The 17,599-nt window shown below is 40.0% G+C and carries 15 protein-coding genes; 9 read left to right on the top strand and 6 right to left on the bottom strand.

Annotation, left to right across the window (positions count from 1 at the left end):
• Positions 1 to 294 precede the first annotated feature (294 nt).
• The gene (locus tag ACHZA2_RS05725) at positions 295 to 2,016 is read right to left on the bottom strand and encodes an RNA-binding domain-containing protein (protein WP_319578899.1); all 1,722 of its coding nucleotides are present in this window, start codon (positions 2,014 to 2,016) and stop codon (positions 295 to 297) included.
• A gap of 248 nt (positions 2,017 to 2,264) precedes the next feature.
• Here ACHZA2_RS05725 and ACHZA2_RS05720 point away from each other — a divergent pair, with 248 nt between their 5' ends.
• Positions 2,265 to 4,496 carry an AAA family ATPase gene (locus tag ACHZA2_RS05720; protein WP_319578898.1) on the top strand — a complete coding sequence of 744 codons (2,232 nt, stop codon included), beginning with the start codon at positions 2,265 to 2,267 and terminating at the stop codon, positions 4,494 to 4,496.
• Positions 4,497 to 4,632: 136 nt separating this feature from the next.
• Here ACHZA2_RS05720 and ACHZA2_RS05715 read toward each other — a convergent pair whose 3' ends face one another.
• The 4 genes from ACHZA2_RS05715 to ACHZA2_RS05700 all read right to left on the bottom strand — a co-directional run bounded on the left by ACHZA2_RS05715 (position 4,633) and on the right by ACHZA2_RS05700 (position 8,033).
• A complete protein-coding gene (locus tag ACHZA2_RS05715; protein ID WP_319578897.1) occupies positions 4,633 to 5,937 on the bottom strand; it encodes a type II restriction enzyme in 1,305 nt (434 codons plus the stop codon).
• A complete protein-coding gene (locus tag ACHZA2_RS05710) occupies positions 5,927 to 6,883 on the bottom strand; it encodes a DNA adenine methylase (protein WP_319578896.1) in 957 nt (318 codons plus the stop codon). Before ACHZA2_RS05710 ends, ACHZA2_RS05715 begins: the two co-directional genes overlap by 11 nt.
• Positions 6,884 to 7,484: 601 nt before the next feature.
• Positions 7,485 to 7,643: a hypothetical protein gene (locus ACHZA2_RS05705; RefSeq protein WP_319578895.1), complete on the bottom strand. Its 159-nt coding sequence runs from the start codon at positions 7,641 to 7,643 to the stop codon at positions 7,485 to 7,487.
• A complete protein-coding gene (locus ACHZA2_RS05700; RefSeq protein WP_319578894.1) occupies positions 7,644 to 8,033 on the bottom strand; it encodes a hypothetical protein in 390 nt (129 codons plus the stop codon). It lies immediately after the preceding gene.
• A 364-nt stretch (positions 8,034 to 8,397) separates the two neighbouring features.
• Between ACHZA2_RS05700 and ACHZA2_RS05695 the strand changes: the two genes are divergently transcribed.
• Positions 8,398 to 9,765, top strand: a complete 1,368-nt coding sequence (locus tag ACHZA2_RS05695) for a tyrosine-type recombinase/integrase (RefSeq protein ID WP_319578893.1) — start codon at positions 8,398 to 8,400, stop codon at positions 9,763 to 9,765.
• Between the two features lie 342 nt (positions 9,766 to 10,107).
• On the opposite strand, the gene ACHZA2_RS05690 is transcribed toward ACHZA2_RS05695, so the two are convergent.
• Positions 10,108 to 10,956 carry a hypothetical protein gene (locus tag ACHZA2_RS05690; RefSeq protein ID WP_319578892.1) on the bottom strand — a complete coding sequence of 283 codons (849 nt, stop codon included), beginning with the start codon at positions 10,954 to 10,956 and terminating at the stop codon, positions 10,108 to 10,110.
• 456 nt (positions 10,957 to 11,412) lie between these two features.
• Here ACHZA2_RS05690 and ACHZA2_RS05685 point away from each other — a divergent pair, with 456 nt between their 5' ends.
• From ACHZA2_RS05685 to ACHZA2_RS05655, 7 genes are all read left to right on the top strand, one after another.
• Positions 11,413 to 11,580: a type II toxin-antitoxin system CcdA family antitoxin gene (locus tag ACHZA2_RS05685; protein WP_319578891.1), complete on the top strand. Its 168-nt coding sequence runs from the start codon at positions 11,413 to 11,415 to the stop codon at positions 11,578 to 11,580.
• Between the two features lie 493 nt (positions 11,581 to 12,073).
• Positions 12,074 to 12,991 (top strand): hypothetical protein, encoded by a 918-nt coding sequence (locus ACHZA2_RS05680; protein ID WP_319578890.1) that lies wholly within the window; start codon positions 12,074 to 12,076, stop codon positions 12,989 to 12,991.
• The gene (locus ACHZA2_RS05675; RefSeq protein ID WP_319578889.1) at positions 12,988 to 15,210 is read left to right on the top strand and encodes a hypothetical protein; all 2,223 of its coding nucleotides are present in this window, start codon (positions 12,988 to 12,990) and stop codon (positions 15,208 to 15,210) included. The genes ACHZA2_RS05680 and ACHZA2_RS05675 overlap by 4 nt, the downstream gene beginning before the upstream one ends.
• Positions 15,203 to 15,673 (top strand): hypothetical protein, encoded by a 471-nt coding sequence (locus ACHZA2_RS05670; RefSeq protein ID WP_319578888.1) that lies wholly within the window; start codon positions 15,203 to 15,205, stop codon positions 15,671 to 15,673. The genes ACHZA2_RS05675 and ACHZA2_RS05670 overlap by 8 nt, the downstream gene beginning before the upstream one ends.
• Positions 15,674 to 15,737: 64 nt before the next feature.
• Positions 15,738 to 16,163, top strand: coding sequence for a hypothetical protein (locus ACHZA2_RS05665; RefSeq protein WP_319578887.1), 426 nt, complete (start codon positions 15,738 to 15,740; stop codon positions 16,161 to 16,163).
• On the top strand, positions 16,160 to 16,960 hold the full coding sequence (locus ACHZA2_RS05660) for a terminase large subunit domain-containing protein (protein WP_319578886.1): 801 nt from the start codon (positions 16,160 to 16,162) through the stop codon (positions 16,958 to 16,960). The genes ACHZA2_RS05665 and ACHZA2_RS05660 overlap by 4 nt, the downstream gene beginning before the upstream one ends.
• Complete coding sequence (locus tag ACHZA2_RS05655) at positions 16,957 to 17,571, top strand: hypothetical protein (protein WP_319578885.1); 615 nt, start codon at positions 16,957 to 16,959, stop codon at positions 17,569 to 17,571. The genes ACHZA2_RS05660 and ACHZA2_RS05655 overlap by 4 nt, the downstream gene beginning before the upstream one ends.
• Positions 17,572 to 17,599: the final 28 nt, after the last annotated feature.

Here is a 17,599-nt window from a genome sequence, read left to right as displayed (position 1 = left end):
TAAATAATAGGGCCTTCGTTGGACGGCCTCACGTATCAGGAATATAATTTCCGACATGATGAGAGTAGTGAGGGTTTTAACAATGTTAAAGATCTGTTAAAACATCAAATGGCTCGGGAGAATTCTTCTTTTAGAAAATAAATCCTCAAATGATGTGATATTCATCTAGGGGTTCTTAACAATGTTAAGAACTCTGTTAAGAACTCAAGAGGAGGATTATGAGTCTTTGTTTTTCAATTGCCTCGACATTTAATGATATTTTCTATTCTGACCTCATAACAATCTGAAAGATTGTTATGACCCCCACAGACGGTATACCCTCTGAGAGCCAATACCCTCTGCCTTGAGAAAACCTCCTTCTTCAGACCATTTTCTCAGGTACCGTGATGCTTCAACCTGTGCTGATGCGGTGTCACCGAGACCTAACAACTGTCGGCATTCTCTATTGGTTATCGAGCCATGATCCTGGACAAATCCCCGGACCAACTCTGCATACCTGGCTGCATCTATTCCCTTGGATGATGAATATGCAACCTTCCCGATGAGATCATTTGCAACGGTTTTTGCAAGATAGTAGGTTGCCGGTTTTGCGTGTCCTTTTCGCTCGAGAATTCCTCGAGAGGGGTGGTTCATAGTATCGAGAACAGCAATTGCATCATCCCGGTCCAACTGGAGTAGATCTGCAGCATCAGCCGTACTGATGAAACGGTGATCTTTCAGATAGGTCAGAACTATGAGCCCATCAAGCCCGATATCTTTCCCTTCTCCATGCCACCGGGCAACAAGACTTGCCATGGCATGATCAAACGTTCCGTCATAAATATGCAGAGTGACCTGGGAACCATCGGCCTCATACCGGGGCATCCGTTTCCCGTACTCGAGCATTGGGATGAATATCTTCCGTCTCCCGGTCCCTGCTGACTCGACAAGCCTGAGTTTGAGAAAGGCATTTGCCAGAGTCCTATTCCGTGGAGTTGATTCATGGCGGAGAATGTTCTGAAGGGTAATCCCTCCGATGAATCCTCCCGGACTGGTCACCACCAGTTCCGATGCTGCATGACGAATGAGTACTTCACCCGGATTGGTATAGTCCCGGTGGGTTACAGCATTGAGCACTACTTCTCGGACGACATCGAGAGGAAAGGCTGGAATGCGGAGTTTAAAGAGACCGACAGATATCTCCTCTTCCGGATTGATGGGCCCCGAGAAGATACTTTCAATCTTCTCGATGACCTGAAGAAGCCCTACTCTCCAGAGATCATTGCGGGCTACTTTTGTCTCTGTCGGCTGGTGAACATAATGCACCTGGCTCTGTGGACAGAGATCTGAGATGATATCCGGCTTTCCAAAGAGGAGGAGTCCTGCGTTGGTTACCGAGTCTCCCCGAACGGCTTCGAGGCCTCGAAGAAAGGCATCGTCTGACATTTTGAGGAGTTCTGACTCGGGATTTTTACTCCGCAACATCGCTCGTGCCCGGGCGATCTCAAGCGGGTCCAGGTCTTCAGGAATAATCCCGGGAACCGGTTGTCCACTCCAGTCTACTGCTCCGGTTGATGCCCTCATGGATGCAAATGAAGCCGGGTCCATGGGCATGCAGTTTTTCCCAACCCGCTGTTTGAACAGACCCTGTGATGTACCGTATGGTGGGTTGCTCCCTTTCGGAATCCGGACGATGAGGAGATGTCCGGTTCCTTCAGGGACGTTCAGTTCTTCGACCTCGGCCTGGATATGAGGGTTGGTCCGGTCAAATATTCCCCTTCTCCATGTGTCGAGATTGTATCCTTTTGCCCCGTGAATAGCCTCAGAACGCCCGAGTGTTTTGTCTGAGACCCCGAAGACAACGACACCTCCATCAGCGTTAGAGAAGCAGACCGCATACTCGATGGCTACTTTCATATCGCCTTTTGGGTCATCCCATGGTTTGAAATCGAGAATGCTGGACTCGAGATCATCGGCTATGGAATGATCCAGGTGATCCAGAAGACGGAGGATGTCATCGTTTGTGGGGATGGTCATGGGTGGGTCTACCTATATGTTGTTTGAGAGAGGGGATGAGGGTTCTCAAAGTGTAATGGTCTGATATTTCATATTAGAGATTACGTCGATTTGTACTAATTAATTTGTTTCTGGAAGTTCATTAGCAATAATATGATGATATCTTTCAATTTTTAGGTTATCAAAACCTTTTGTTTTCTATCTAATTAAAAAATCGGAAGAATTAATAAACAAGAAATCGAGTGTAAGTTAATCAATAAGGCGTTTTCATGATCAAAAAAATTAAGAATATAAAGGAGTTTCATATATTTCATGATTTTTTGTGGCAAAGCGATCTGGTCGAATTTAATCAATATAACCTTATTTATGGATGGAATGGATCTGGTAAGACAACGCTATCAAAATTTTTTCGTCAGATAGAGCAGAGAGCAATATGTCCTGAATGTGAAGGATTTGTTCTTGAAACTGAAAATGGAAGAATCGACGAAAATAACATTGCTTCCTCCTCAATAAATTTAAAGGTATTTAACGAAGACTTCATTAAAGAGAATATTTTTACAGACTCTGGAAAGGTAACTCCAATCTTTTATTTAGGTCGTGAAGATATAACCGCGAAAAGGACCTTAAACTCGTTAAAAACTAAGTATGACGATAATTCCCTTGTAAGAGATGAAATTAAGAAAAAATGGGAGAACAAACTAACACAAATTGAAAAATTCTGTACTGATAAAGCTAAAAATATTAACGAATTTTTGCATTCTGCGGGAGAAAATAAATATAATAGATATGATAAGCGCCCATTTAAGACGAGATGTGAAACCCTAAAAAAAGATCAATATATTTCCAAGATCTGTTCTCCTGAAAGAATTGATGAATTAAAGATAATTATTAATTCGAATCCTAAAGATAAAATCCATGAGATTCTGCTTGACATCTCAGATTTAGATCTTTTGATAACTAAAATAAATGGGACTTTAAAGAAAACAATTACTTCGAAAGTTATTGAACGCTTGAATCTCAACGATGATCTAAATAATTGGGTAAATCATGGTTTAATTCTTGTAAAGAATAATGAATTTACAAAGTGTCCATTTTGTGATAAAGAATTACCTCCTGATTTAATCGAACAGTTGGAAGGACATTTCAACAAAGAGTATGAAATATTAGTCAATGAAATCGATATTTCATTAGGGTCTCTCTTAGCAATAAAACGAATACTAAATATCCCTCTTCCAAGAAAAGCAGACTTTTATGATGAGTTTTCATCTATATATGAAAAGGATAAAGAATCATTACTTGAAGAAACGGATAAATTAAATAATTATTTAGATATCTTACATACCTCTCTAGAAGAAAAACGAAAAAATCCATTTATTGAGAAAGATAGTCAATATCCTGCAACCAAATTTGAGATTAAAGAAAAAATCATAAGTGTTAACTCAGTGATTAATCATCATAATCAAAAGACAGAACATTTTTCGGCACAGATTAACGAATCTCGAGAAATAGTCGAGAATCATTTTGTTGCTTCCAATTTAAATGAACTTCTTTTATATGAACATGAATTGAGTCAATTGAATGGCGAATATGATGCAATTAATCAAGAAATTACGAACCTTCATTCTCAAATAATTAACCTTGAAAAGAGCATCATTGAACACCGAGCACCTGCCGAGGAGATAAACTCCGATTTACATAGTTATCTTGGACATGAAGAAATCAAATTTGAAGTGAGAGATGAGGGTTACCAAATAGTGAGGAACGGAAATAGGGCAGAGGCTTTGAGCGAAGGTGAAAAAACAGCAATCTCGTTTATATATTTTTTAAAGACTTTGCGTGACAAAGATTTTGACATTCATCATAGTGTAATAGTAATTGATGATCCGATATCCAGTCTTGATTCAAACTCCCTTTATACTGCATTTGCATTTTTAAAAAATAGAACCGAAAATGTAAAGCAGTTATTTATATTGACTCATAATTACTCGTTTTTTAAAGAAGTAAAGAACTGGCGTATGGATAAAACAGAACGAGCACTCAAATCAAGTTTGTATATGTTAAAAAACACTATCTCTAATGGTCGTCGAGTGGCTGGGATTTATGCTCTTGATAAATTATTAAAAGATTACACGTCAGAATATCATTATTTATATAGTTTAGTCTATACTAATGCCCATTCTCCGAATCAAGAATTAGAATCCTATTATCTTCTTCCAAATATTTCTAGAAGATTACTAGAATCTTTCTTGGCATTCAGATATCCGAAAGAGATTGGGAATTTTGGGAATCAAATAAAAAAATCTAGAATCAGTGATGAGAAAAAAACTCGGATTATGCGGTATACTGATGCCAATTCGCATAGTAATCACATTCGAATAGATATAGAGGCGGATTTATCGTATTTGGAAGAAACTAAAGAAGTAATGAATGATATATTAGAATTGATAAAAAATGAAGATGAAAAGCACTTTAATGAAATGAAATTAATGGTTGATGGATAAAATGATCTCTAAATTATTTGTTTATGTAAAATCGATATAATTATTTTATCTACAAATCTTTTGATACGTCTTTAATTTCCTAATCGGTTTTAACTACTCAATATCCTGGAATCAAATAACTGAAAAATTGCCCTATTTAACGAAAAATCACCGCACCCTTCATCCAATATAACCACTTCTTTACTGTTGAGGCTCTTCGTTTTGCGGTGGTATCATTACAATCCTTTATGGTATGTTTCTGAATGATTGCAGCAATGGTTTCCGCTGATACTAAATCAACGTTTAATCCAACCGTATCCAATACTGAGAAAACATCATAAAAAATAGGTTTTCGAATCATCTGTCTGAAGAGAAACTCATTTCGAAGTCCTCTTGACATATATTGAGCGAGTCGGCTTCCTTCAGAAGTTAGAACAAATTGTCCTTGCTCTGAACTCCTTGTAAGTAACCCGATATAAACCGCAGCATTGGCGTAATAATCAGCCTGCCTGACATCAAACTCAAAAAAATGTGCTATCGCTTCTTTTGAAGTAAGCCCTTGTGACCAGTTCACAATGATATCAATAACCTTATCTAAATCATTAGCCTGGGGAAAGGGAACATGAGGTTCTTGGTCTATTGATGTCGAATTAAGAGCTTCATGAAGATGGATTTTTCCAAGCGGTGGCTCTTTGAGTGTGTAGCATCGGCGATGCACAACATCAACCTCACCATACAACTCACCGAACTTTAACTGAAAAAAATAATAGAGTCCATTGGTGTAGGTAAAAAAAATGGGAATTATTTGTTTTGATGTTAATGTGAGCCAGTTCAGGTATGGATACATGAGTTGTCTGATATGAAAAGTATCAGCCCTTCCCATTTTAGCCTCCATAAGAATTATTGAGGAAGGGCTCTCATATCCTGCGTCTAGTTCAATCTGCACTCCATTTATCTGGATTCGGTTATTAGACTTTGTCGGAAGAATGATCTCGAAAGAACCGGTTCTTTGCCTCCCCCTAATCGTCTGGTAAATATCTGTTTGACCGACAAACGTTCGGAGAAGAGATGCATGATAACAAAAATCAATAGCTAATGATTCACTGGTTATTTTTCCCGGCTGCATCGTCTCAAGCATAGTGACGTATCCGGATGGTTCATACTCCTCTGGTTCTGTTGAATCATATAAATGAGAAAAAGTGAAGTATGATTTTAATTTCGGATCTTGAAAGATAACGTACTTCCCATTTTCTACCGGCAGAATCGCCAGATTGTTTTTCTTAAATATTGAAGGTCGCGATAGGTCTGTATCCATCTTCGCAAGAAGACGTGGCTCTTTGCCTCCCGATGCTTGTTTTAGAGCCTCTGCCGTTAAAAAAGAATATCCGGTTTCTGCAATTTCAGAAAGTAAGGGAATCTTTAAGAATACATCATCCCAGGCTGCGTCCTTATTAAGTACCATGAATATCGGGCGGTTGGTAATTCATCACGATGATCTCACTAATCTCTCCTCGTTTCCCCCCAACACTATTTATTGAGCGCTTAGCCATAACCCGATTTATTAGATATGGTTTGTAAAGATCATCAAAAAAATGGTCTGTTGGGTTCTCGTTTTTTGGATCTGAGTTACTCAACATTGCCTTCGCTCCTATCTTATCAATAACTGCAAAAAACTTAGAAAGCCGAATCTGATCCAGTTCTGAAAATCCCTCCTTTGAATAAGATGTAAAGGAAGATGTCTGATTTAATGGGCGGTAAGGGGGATCAAGGTACACGAATGTCCGGTCATCCACATATTCTTGACAGATGCTAAAATCACCGAGAAGGATAGTCGTTTGGGATAGGAGTTTTGATACTTTTAGCAGGTTTGATTCATTGGCGATTTTAGGGTTTTTGTATCTTCCAAAAGGAACATTAAACCCACCTTTAGAGTTGAGCCTGAAAAGGCCATTGAAACAGGTTTTATTTAAGAATAGGAGTTGAGCTGCTCGCTCAATCCATTTTGTCTCATAGATTGAAAAGTCAATATCTCTCCGTTTTTCATTTAATTCATCCCTGACTTCATAGTACATGAAACTTCTTTCATTCTCATCAAGGATATCATACCTCTCCTGATAGTGAGATAACAGTGAAATGAGGGCTTTTACATCTTTTTTAACAACACTATAGGTTAGGATTAGTTCCTCATTCACATCACAAATGAACGATTCTTTTATCGGGAAATGTTGAACAAGGTAAAATAATACCGCTCCTCCTCCTATAAATGGTTCTACATAACGATCAAGAATCCCTGTTCTCAATTCATATGGGAATCGAGAATCGAATTCCTGGAGTAGTTGGTTTTTTCCTCCGGCCCACTTGAAAAATGGCTTTGCTGGTCCTTTCTCTTGATTTATGTTTCGACTCATTTAAGCAGTATTCAGAAATGTAACTGTGAATTATTCAAATCTTAATTATAATGATCTAATATTAAGGCTCAACATACATGTTGTAAAAGATCTTTGGTATCCTGATACTTTGCCTCCGCTATTACAAATACTGGTCCCTGAGTTTCTCTTATTGAAAAGGGTTTCACTCCTCCCTCCTTCTCTTCATTCACTACTTATAGTACCACGGTAATTATCTCCGGAACATCCTTCGAGCCCCCTCAATCAATTCCCCTCATCCCCCTCCTTAACCTCCACCTCTGGACAGTCCTCAATCAGGACCTTGGATATCTGCCGCTTAAACAAATTACAGTAAAACCTCTTCCCGGACTTCCAATCTTTCCGGGTAAGATGTGGGCAGTTTCTCTCCTTGCAATGAGAACCATGAGCCCTGGGCCATAGGCTCATGAATTCACCTGCTCAGAAAGAAAACCGGAAGGGCAGGAGTTCAGATAACCCGAAACGATCCCGGCCAACTTGCATATTCTCCTCCGTTTTCCCCGTCTCCTATTCTGGGGCGGACCGAGCATCTCCCACACAAGATGAGGGCACTGCCTGGCAGCACACCAGGAGGTTGCCGGCCTCATCCAAATCTCCGGACACTAAAAAGCCCGAAATTGTATCGTGACCAGAATATCTCTCCCCGGAATTCACCCGACTCCGGGAATGGTCCATATGTTCCAAATCCTATCCACTTCCATGACCCCATGATAAGGTAGGGGCCGATATACATCATAAACATCTATTTTTCCTGAAACCCACGTTTTTCTGCAGCTTGAACTTCCCGTGTATAGCACTGGTCACATAATCCCAGGTGCTGCTCTTCATCCCACCAGATGATTCGGGAGGTGTCACACACATGGCACCTCCCGAGATCTTTCCCGATTTTGATCATCACCGTGGTATCTATCGCTCCGGGGATCGTCGTAATCTGTTTAGATACCCGCCGTTTAGCCAGATCATAACAGTTCTTGCAGAGCATTCGATTCTGCCTCGGTGGCCCTCGTAGCCTCTCCTGGGTCATCCGCTCCTGATAGTATGTGGGGCTCCTCCCACATACCGAGCAGCGTTTCCGGTTCGGCCACCCTTCCACTGAGATGAACTCCTCGATCTTCACCCCGGCAAGTTTCATCGGGATGTAGTCCGGAGTATCGGGTGGAAACCCCCACTCTCTTACCGCATCTTTGATCTTCTTCCGCCCTGATCATCACCATTATCTGGCACTGTATCTGAACCGAAATCATCCCCCTCTACCCAAACCTAGAGTCCTTGAATCCGGGATTTGTAAAGGTAGATATCCCAGGTGAAAACCTTTGATCGAAATTGTGTATTCACCCCATCGTCACCGGTGCTGACGGTATGGTCAAGAAATGATATCTTGAAATCTGATGAGAAAATGATATTTCATTGAGACAATTCTAGAATCGGGTTTGAAAGTTGCAAAAAAAAGAACCTCATCAATCAATGTGGGGTCTATGTAACAGTGTTAAAGATAATTGAGAACGAGTAGCGGAGCAATAATAAATAATATACAACCAATCTCATCGGTTGGTGAAAAAAAAGTAAAACCCGAAGTGTTTTACAAAAATAAATGCCCCAGCCCGGCATTAGAACAAAAGTATAATGCCTCAGGGAATAATTATATATATGTGGTTACAAAAAGCCCTAATCAGCGTTTTTACCGCTCAGATGAGCAATATCGACAACAAATAGAAAAAACATTGGCCCAGAAAAGAAAGGCGTCTGAAATTACGGATTCCGATGAACAGATCATACGTGCTTTCATTGCAGAGCTCAGAGCAACTAAAGGAATCAGTGATGTAAGAGCAGCTAAGTTGTGTAGTAACATCACGGGGTTGAGAAGATGGACTCCACCGTTTGATGAGATGACTACTCCTGATGTATATCTCGCATCTGACAAGATCCGGAATGCAGGGTTTAAGAAAAATTCTGAAGCAGATATCATTAGGGCGCTGAAGCGTGTTTGTTTGTGGATTTGTGAAAATGGCCAAGCAGCACCTGGACTACAGATTGAAAAAGTCCGGCTTATCAAGACTCCAGGATATGACTCTGCTACGAAAGATGTGTCTGACCTTCTTACTCCTGAACAAGTGATGGATATGATCACTCACGCTAGAAACATTCGCAACCAGGCTATCATCTCGACTCTGTACGAGGGTGGGTTTAGGATTGGGGAAATTGGGAATTTGCAATGGTCACAAATAAAATTTCATGAGGAACATGCGACCATTAGCACCGACTTTAAAACTGGAAAACAGAGGGCGATTCCCCTTTACAATAGTCTTGGATATCTAAAGAGTTGGCTAAATCAATTCCCTGGAAATTCTAGCGCGCAAGGTGCATTTGTCTTTGTTGCTCGTGGCGTTGAACCATTTACTTATGATGGACTACGCAAGGTAATTCAGCGTGCAGCAGATAAGGCAGGAATCACCCGAAAGATCACTCCCCATACCTTCCGCCATAGTAGGATCACCCATTTGATCAAAGAAGGGTGGAAGGAATCAGTGATCAAGAAAATGATGTGGGGGTCTGTGGAGTCTGATATGTTCAAAACTTACCTTCACCTCTGTGAGGATGATGTAGCTGATGAGGCAGCCGAACGTATGGGTGTGAGAAGGCGAGGACGGCCAACAAATGAAAGCAAGAAACTTGAGCCTATTCAGTGCCTCTCGTGTGGTACTGTCAACCCTTTCACACATCGTTTCTGTAGTGCCTGCGGTACCCCACTAACACCGGAGGCAGGGGATAGAATGAAATTGTTCATAAAAACCTTTGAAAGTGATCCACGGTTTAAAATAGCCAAAGAAGCAGCTGAAAAGGCTCTTATGGAAATGGGAATATAATTTCACCCTCTCCTTTTCTGAGTTGCAGTCTCAAATTCAGATCTTCGAAAAATTGATGTAAAGATAGACTTCTCATCTGATGCTTTTCTTCCCAGGGGTCTGTCCCCTGTATGTGGTACAACTGGTACAAGTGTTCCACTATAGGACTTAATTTTCTTAACATTTCTCTTAACTGTGTCCTCTCGTCTCATATATGAAAATTGAAATTACGAGAAAATCGACTATTTTTATTGGATGGTAAAAGATGCAAGGCTTTTGAGTTGCCTTCTGTATAAAAAAAGTGTCAGTCTCGGTTTAATCAAAAAGGATTAGTGGTATTCACTCGAAAATTTAAACATCCTTTCAATCTGAAGCCTTCATTTCAGGAATGAGTGACATATTAGGTACATTCAATTTTAAATATTGTTCAATGCGGTATGACAAAATATCGTCGTCTCCCTTTAAATCAAAAAAGAAAGAATCGATCTCATTGGCGCATTTTAGTATCTTCTGTCTTAATTTTGGATATATTGTTGCGTCTAATATGAATCCTGCGTAAATAGTGCAATAAACTAACCAAGTTTCAAAATCCTCTTCATTTCCTGATTTTTTACTCTCTGATAATAATAAAGAAATTAATGTAAGAAGGGATTTATGCCCTTTTGAAATTGAACCGGTTACGAATAAAGATGGTGAAACGTTTAAAGCCTTTACAAAAGTTGTTAATAGTTCTTCAGATATTACTACCTTTTGAATTCTTTTTACCTGGAATTCCCCTTCAATGAAGTTAATAAATATCCAAGGTAAAAAATCTTTTATAAAATAGTGGTATTTTTCCGTTTTTGTCATTGCAATTTGATATATTTTATCTGAACAAAAAACGGCACTAATATCATCGGCTAATCCTGTATCCCATTCAGATTCAAGGATCAACCCACATAGATAATTAAAAGAAGATTCTTCTTTTTCATCAAGACTCCATCTGTTTGCCATTCCTGGAGTATTTTCTTTCCTTAGAATCCTATCAGACTCTAATTTCTCTAAATGATTTTTAACTCCTGTGATTGCGGTTATCTTAAATTTGTATCTTAAATATTCACGAATTTCGGGCTCATAGCATGCGCCTCCAGAACGAATTACGTATTTGATTATTTCCTTTTGAGTACCTCCTGGTGTGAGTCTGTTTATTTTATTTGGGTGATATTCAGTCACAATAGTTGTTAGGATTACTTCTGTAGTAAATTAGGATAGTACCTCATCAAAGGAAACTCTATCACAGTATACTATGCGTTGTGGTATGCTTTTAATAACTGAAAGACCCACCATTACTCATGCCACCTGAAACGACAATCCCTGTAAAACGTGCAACGGTAGCCCGTTTAGTAAAACATGGCACAATGAGGGAAACGTATGATCACCTGATTAACCGGATTTTGGACAACTACGAATCCGATCATATGAGATGTTACAATGCGACAAACACATGAAAAAAGTGATAATGCTTCATTTATCCCTCCCACCTTGGAAATAACAAACGAAGAATTGCGAAATATTCCTGACCCGATTATGAAAATGCTTGCCGAAGACTATGTTCGCCGCGGTTTCTGGAAAATTGTGGCGTGTGACGTTTAGGGTATCGGTTTTTATACTGCGTTAGGGTTGGAGTACGTGATCGACAGAATGAGAATTATAACAACAGCCTCAGGAATCCAAGAGGTTCACACTAGTGTGACTGTGCGTCTGGATCTCTATGAGAAGGCTAAAGAAATGAAAATTTCTCTTAGGACTATTTTAGAGAAGGCATTGATTGAAGAAATTCTAAAGAAAGAAGCGTGATCCAATGAATCATTTGAACTATAATTCCTTGTTTGATGTGACGGCATCAACAAGGATAAGCACATCTTGTAACAGTTTATGCAATTATATTTTGGATTTATTTTGGGATAATACTATCTCACCTCAAACGTTGTCCGATTTTAAAAAAAGAGCCACATGGCATCCATTGTATAATGATTATAATGGGGTTTTTCTATGTTAAACCTTTTAACCGACAAGATCACTGACATCAGATCTGACCTACTTCCCGAACTCGAAAACCGATTTGGTGAGATATACTCTGAAATAACTAACAACAAAATCTTTTTTAGGTTTCGTTCTGAAGAAAACGCTCTGTGCGGGCAAGCCGCTATCGCAGAGTATGTAAAAACGCGAAGAATCCCTGGAAATGTCATTAATAATTCAGACAAAACAATAACTCTCTCCGTAAGGGGGAATAATGACTGAATCCCCTTCATCTTCGTTTCTTCCTCCCCAGTTTCAACGGGACGATTTGAGATTTGTTTTAATCCCTCCAGGAGAAAAGGGACCGCGATCACTTGGATGGAATAAACTTGAAAATGGGATGCTATGGAATGACATACGATTACATCAACATATCCGGGCTGGAGGAAACTATGGGTATTATCCTGCTCCTAAATCGTGCATAATTTCACTAGACGTTGATAATGCGGGTATATTTCATCAGGCTGGGGGCTATGAGTTAATTGGTGATACTTTCAGGTATACAGCATGGCAGGATTGTCATAAGTACAGAGCGATTGTAGAATGTCCCGACATCCCACCTGAATGGAAAGGGCATAAAACGAGTATCACACAGGAAGATAGGAGCACCATCTTTGAGATATTCTTTCCAGCAAACAAAGAGAAGACCGGTGGTCAATGTGTTGGTCCTGGCAGTACTCACCCAAATGGAAATAGATATCTTCCTTTTGACCATAAAGCCCCTTTCTGGGTATTATCTTGGGTTGATATTTGGGAGATTGTTGAGAAATTAAGTCCTGCAACTATCAAACCAACCATCCCTGAATCCATAAACAAACTCCAGGGGCATGGTCATAGCGTGTCTTTGACAGACCGGTATGGCTTATCTGTTCGTGATCATTACCCGGACAATCCCCACATTGCAGGTGATGAAGTCCGTGGAGCACATCCGGTTCATGGAAGTACAACCGGTGAGAATGTTTCAGTAAATCCTGCAAAAGGAACATTCTATTGTTTTAGGTGTGGTAGAGGCGGTGATGCGGCAATATGGGATGCTATCAATCGAGGAATCATACGGTGTGATGAGCCTTATGATGTCGAGGCTTTGAAAAGGCATGTCGAAATCCTTGATTATGAGCGACCTGAAGTCCGATATCTTGAGCGAATAGAGTGGAAGCGTAAACAGCAAAAAATGGTGAAAGTATGAGTGAAGTGGCATCAAAACCTCCCATGTTCACCGATCTCGCTCTTGATGCACTACGTATGGCTAAAGGTCGGTCGTTGGCAAAAGTGAAGGAGTCTGGTGCATATCTTATTAAAAGGGTGCCTGATAAAAAGGGGGATCTGTTTTCTGAATTTTGGGATATCGCAGTTTACTCTCTAATTAAACAAAAAAAATCAGAGGATGTTATCTCCTTACTTTCAACGCGAAACAAGCAATTAGGGCCTGACCTGGAATTATCTTATGGAAAATTACAGGAAATCAAGGAATTGGCATACTCCTTTATAACTGTTTCAAAGCGGGATGATCCACCAGAAAAATCTGAAGAAGAGGAACAACAAAGACACCTTCCCTTTTTTGAGAAGGATAGGAAATTATTCCTCACATGCATCACCCCTAATGAAACCTTTCAGTATGCTCACCTGGAGGGGAATAATGTGGTATTCTCAAATCAGGAACTTGATCCCAAAGGTGTGATCTCTACTCCTCCTGAATTACCAGTCCACCAGGATCGGGGAACAACAGTTTTTGTTGTAGGTCTACCAAAAACAGACCTTCTTACTAAAGCACGTGAGGTGTCTCCAGATGAATTGTTTTCTCGAATGAAAAATCATTTTTATAAATACACTGATGCTCCTGAAGTTGATTATGAGGTTTTTGTATATTTCTGTCTATATTCCTGGTTTTATTCAAAGTGTGGTACTGCCCCATATCTCCGTTTTCTTGGAGATACAGGAAAAGGAAAATCAAGGTTTTTAAAGGTAACTTCAGACCTCTGTTTTTACCCTATTAAAGCCTCAGGCTCTTCTTCTCTGAGTGGAATCATGAGATTCAAAGAGCGTTGGATGGGCACACTCCTTATCGACGAGAGTGATTTAAAGGGTGATCAAGCAGACCCTTTGATAAAATATCTTAATTTGGGTTTTGAGCGAGATAATTTCTTCATTTTGACAGATAAGAATGATGTGGGGAAGTCTCATATCTTTGATCCGTTTGGGCCAAAAATTATTGCAATGCGTCAACCATTTCGAGATGTTGCAACAGAAGGTCGATGTCTCTCTTTCTCACCTAATGAAACTGCACGTGATGATATTCCTTCTGAGCTCCCCACAGCATATTACAATGAAGTTGAGGACCTAAGGGTCCTGATTGCTCGGTTTACTCTTAATCACTGGCATGATGTAGATGAATCCTGCATGATTTCTTGTGTTGGCATGGATATCGAACCTCGTCTAAAGCAAATGGCACGGCCATTATCTATTATTCTCAAATTATTCCCTGATGGAGAGGAAAGGTTTAAAAATTATCTCAATGTTAGACAAAAAGAGATCAAACAGACAAGAGCGGAGAGTTGGGAAGGAGGAATGTTCAATTACGCTCTTCAACTCGCATTAGGTGAAGAAGACCTGATGATTGATCCTGAATTCGGACGTTATTATAATGAAGGAAAAATCCAGTGTGTTCTTCCGAAAATGATTGCCGAGTCCTTAAAAATAAGCCCAAAGGCAGTTACAAGGGCGTTAGAAGGAATAGGGATGGAAGTCAGGCAACGTCGGGTAACTGTATGTTCAAAAAGTGGAACTTCTTCAAAGAAGGTTCGACCTCTGACTGTCCCAAACAAGCAAAAATGGAAAGAGATGACTCAACGGTACTATCTGATTGATACCGAAGGAAACCTTCCACCTTGTCCTGATTGTCTGAGAGGGCCTGAGTATAACACCAGGCAAAATGATCTATCGGATACTGATGCAGCGGTTCAATCCTCCTCCTCTGAAAGTAATAACGGTCTGCCCTCTGATCAAAATGGAACACATGTACCAGATGTACCACATACAGGAGACACCCGACAGAGTTTTCATGATTCTAGAAAAGGTGAGGACCAAGAGGATTCTGATCATAGTGGAACACTTGTACCAGTTGTACCACATACAGGGGACAGACCCCCTACATATCAAAAGTGGATCACCTACCACGGATTGCCTAAAGATACAATCCCCTCTGATTTCTCTCAAATTCAAAATACATCCGAATTGCATGGGCAAAAATGCCACTGTAAGGGATGTTTAGACCCAGAAAGATCTAATCCCATTTTTTGGAATACCAAATTGCCTGAATATGCAAGATCCCGAATTTGTCTTGTTCATTATAATGAAATGATGGCTCTATGGAAAGCCGAGCAGGGAAGTGACGAAAAATATGACTGAATTATATAATGCACCTCAATCAGAAGTTGAAAATTTTATTAAAGGTTATCCGCTCGTCTTGATGAATTTCATTGTATCGTTGACAAAAGATGGATCAAGCATTGAACTCAATACTGGTGTTACTTCAGGATCGTTTAGAGATCCTGAAAAATTCAAACCAATTTTGTTACCCAGTGCTTATGCAGCTTCTGAGATTCTCCAATCCTGGGTCTCTAATCAAAAGTGGGTAGATTTCATCGAATCAGAACAGGATGAGTTATATCTCTTTGATCTTCAGGTAAACTACTTCATGAGTGATGATGATCAGTTATCGCTACTTGCATTTTATACTTCATTATCAAGCCGAGGATCAGATTTTGCGATGTCACTCGAAGGAGAACGGGCACGATTGCTCATCCAAGAGATGGTAGGGACAGAGTTAGAAAATATCAAGATGCCTGGATCGATTGGATCGATTCAATAATTGATATGAAATGGCAGCCAAATGCACTATTTGTAACCATTCTGACCGAGATGCTATCAATCGATTGATAGTATCTGGAGCCAGTAACCGATCCATACTGGCTCAGTACTCCACTTTAAGTCTGGGGGCAATCCAGCGACACAAGAAACATATCCCAAAGCATCTGAGCAAGGCGAAAGAAGTCGAAGAGATAACCGAAGCTGGTAATTTGCTTAGTGATCTCGAAGGGCTCAGAGAATCTGCACTCGGATTTCTTAACGAGGCCAAAGAGGCAAAAGATCTGAAATCTGCTGCCAGTCTTATAAATGCCGCTTGTAAAGTCATTGAGACGTTAGGGGAGGTCAGGGGAGAGTTAGATCGAAAAGCTACGGTAAATATCATTTATTCACCTGCTTGGATACAGACCCGGACAGTAATTTTGTCAGCTCTTGAGCCTTTTCCAGAAGCCCGTGTATCAGTAGCTCAAGCACTCCAGGAGATGACCAAATGATTCAGACTGATCTTAGATATGCTTTAGATCCTTGTGCTTTCAGCTCTGAAATTTGTAAAAAAGATCCTGACCCCTGGCAACGAACCGTTTTGTTGTCGAATAAAAGACTATTAATGAATTGTACCAGGCAAGCTGGGAAAAGCACTGTTGCAGCAATAAAAGCATTACATCGGGCAATTTACTACCCTGGTTCAACCATCATAGTGATTTCGAAAACTGAACAACAATCGAAATTACTACTTGATAAATTGAAGGTATTTTATAAATTGGTCCCGGATCAGCCACAACCAGAGGAAGAAAATAAAACCAGTCTGAAACTTAAAAATGGATCTTGGATCAAAGCCCTCCCTGGTAATCAGCCTGATAATGTCAGAGGTTTTTCAGCAGTCGATCTATTGATTGAAGATGAGGCTGCGTTTGTCTATGACCAACTGTACTATGCAATTCTCCCCATGTTGGCAGTATCAAGAGGAAAATTAATCCTGATGAGTACTCCTAATGGGAAAAGGGGTCACTTTTATCAAGAATATATCGGTGATGGAGATTGGATAAGGGTTAAGATCCCTTGGCAAGATTGTCCCCGAATTTTTCCCTCGGATATTGAAGAGTATAAACGGAGTCTGGGACAGTGGCATTTTAAACAGGAATTTGAGTGTGAATTTGGAGAAACCCTTGATAATGTGTTTAGTTTTGATTCAATAATGAAAGCAATGACGGAGGACATTGAACCATTATACCCGGTTATGTCTGGATTGTCAGACGATGGTGAACCTCTGTATGAAGGAGGGGTTTTATGATATCTTTTATTGGTGTAGATTTGGGGCAAGCTGCTGATCGAACTGCTATCAGTGTTATGCGGACTGGAAAGGAAAAAGACGAGATCATACACCTACAACGATTACCTATTGGTATGAGTTACCCTGACCAAGTGCGCTTAATATCTAAAATACATCACGATGTTCAGCGTCGTGGTGACATTGTATACCTTATAGTGGATGGCACTGGTGTAGGTAGACCTATTATAGATCTGATCAGGGAGTCGGGTATCGATTTAATATCTGTGACAATTCATGGAGGTGTTGATGTCCGACAAGATGGCGATGATTTTTTCGTGCCAAAAAGGGATCTTGTCTACTCTCTTATTGTCGCCTTACAAACTGAAAAATTGAAGATCATTCGATCTCTCCCTGACTCAGAGGCCCTGATCCATGAGTTATCAAATTTTAAGATGAAAGTCAATATAAAAACCGGTAATGAATCATTTGAAGCGTTGAGAGAGGGGATTCATGATGATCTGGTATTAAGTTGCTCCTTATCCTGTTGGTTTTCATCCTGGTTGGCTAATCTACCTGTTTATGAAACGGTTTTGATAGATGATGAATACGATCGTAGAATTTCTTCATATTAGGTGATTATATACAGATATTTTCTCTATT

The sequence above is a fragment of the uncultured Methanospirillum sp. genome (assembly GCF_963668415.2).
Lineage (GTDB): Archaea > Halobacteriota > Methanomicrobia > Methanomicrobiales > Methanospirillaceae > Methanospirillum.
The sequence above is the reverse complement of the archived record's forward strand: the minus strand, read 5'-3'. Positions and strand labels throughout refer to the sequence as shown.

Bases quoted from the DNA above. Each gene is read 5' to 3' on its own strand.
- ACHZA2_RS05670 (WP_319578888.1), top strand. From the start codon at position 15,203: ATGACTGAATTATATAATGCACCTCAATCAGAAGTTGAAAATTTTATT.
- ACHZA2_RS05700 (WP_319578894.1), bottom strand. From the start codon at position 8,033: ATGAAACTTGCCGGGGTGAAGATCGAGGAGTTCATCTCAGTGGAAGGG.
- ACHZA2_RS05715 (WP_319578897.1), bottom strand. From the start codon at position 5,937: ATGGTACTTAATAAGGACGCAGCCTGGGATGATGTATTCTTAAAGATT.
- ACHZA2_RS05725 (WP_319578899.1), bottom strand. From the start codon at position 2,016: ATGACCATCCCCACAAACGATGACATCCTCCGTCTTCTGGATCACCTG.
- ACHZA2_RS05655 (WP_319578885.1), top strand. From the start codon at position 16,957: ATGATATCTTTTATTGGTGTAGATTTGGGGCAAGCTGCTGATCGAACT.
- ACHZA2_RS05720 (WP_319578898.1), top strand. From the start codon at position 2,265: ATGATCAAAAAAATTAAGAATATAAAGGAGTTTCATATATTTCATGAT.
- ACHZA2_RS05705 (WP_319578895.1), bottom strand. From the start codon at position 7,643: ATGTTTATGATGTATATCGGCCCCTACCTTATCATGGGGTCATGGAAG.
- ACHZA2_RS05675 (WP_319578889.1), top strand. From the start codon at position 12,988: ATGAGTGAAGTGGCATCAAAACCTCCCATGTTCACCGATCTCGCTCTT.
- ACHZA2_RS05660 (WP_319578886.1), top strand. From the start codon at position 16,160: ATGATTCAGACTGATCTTAGATATGCTTTAGATCCTTGTGCTTTCAGC.
- ACHZA2_RS05710 (WP_319578896.1), bottom strand. From the start codon at position 6,883: ATGAGTCGAAACATAAATCAAGAGAAAGGACCAGCAAAGCCATTTTTC.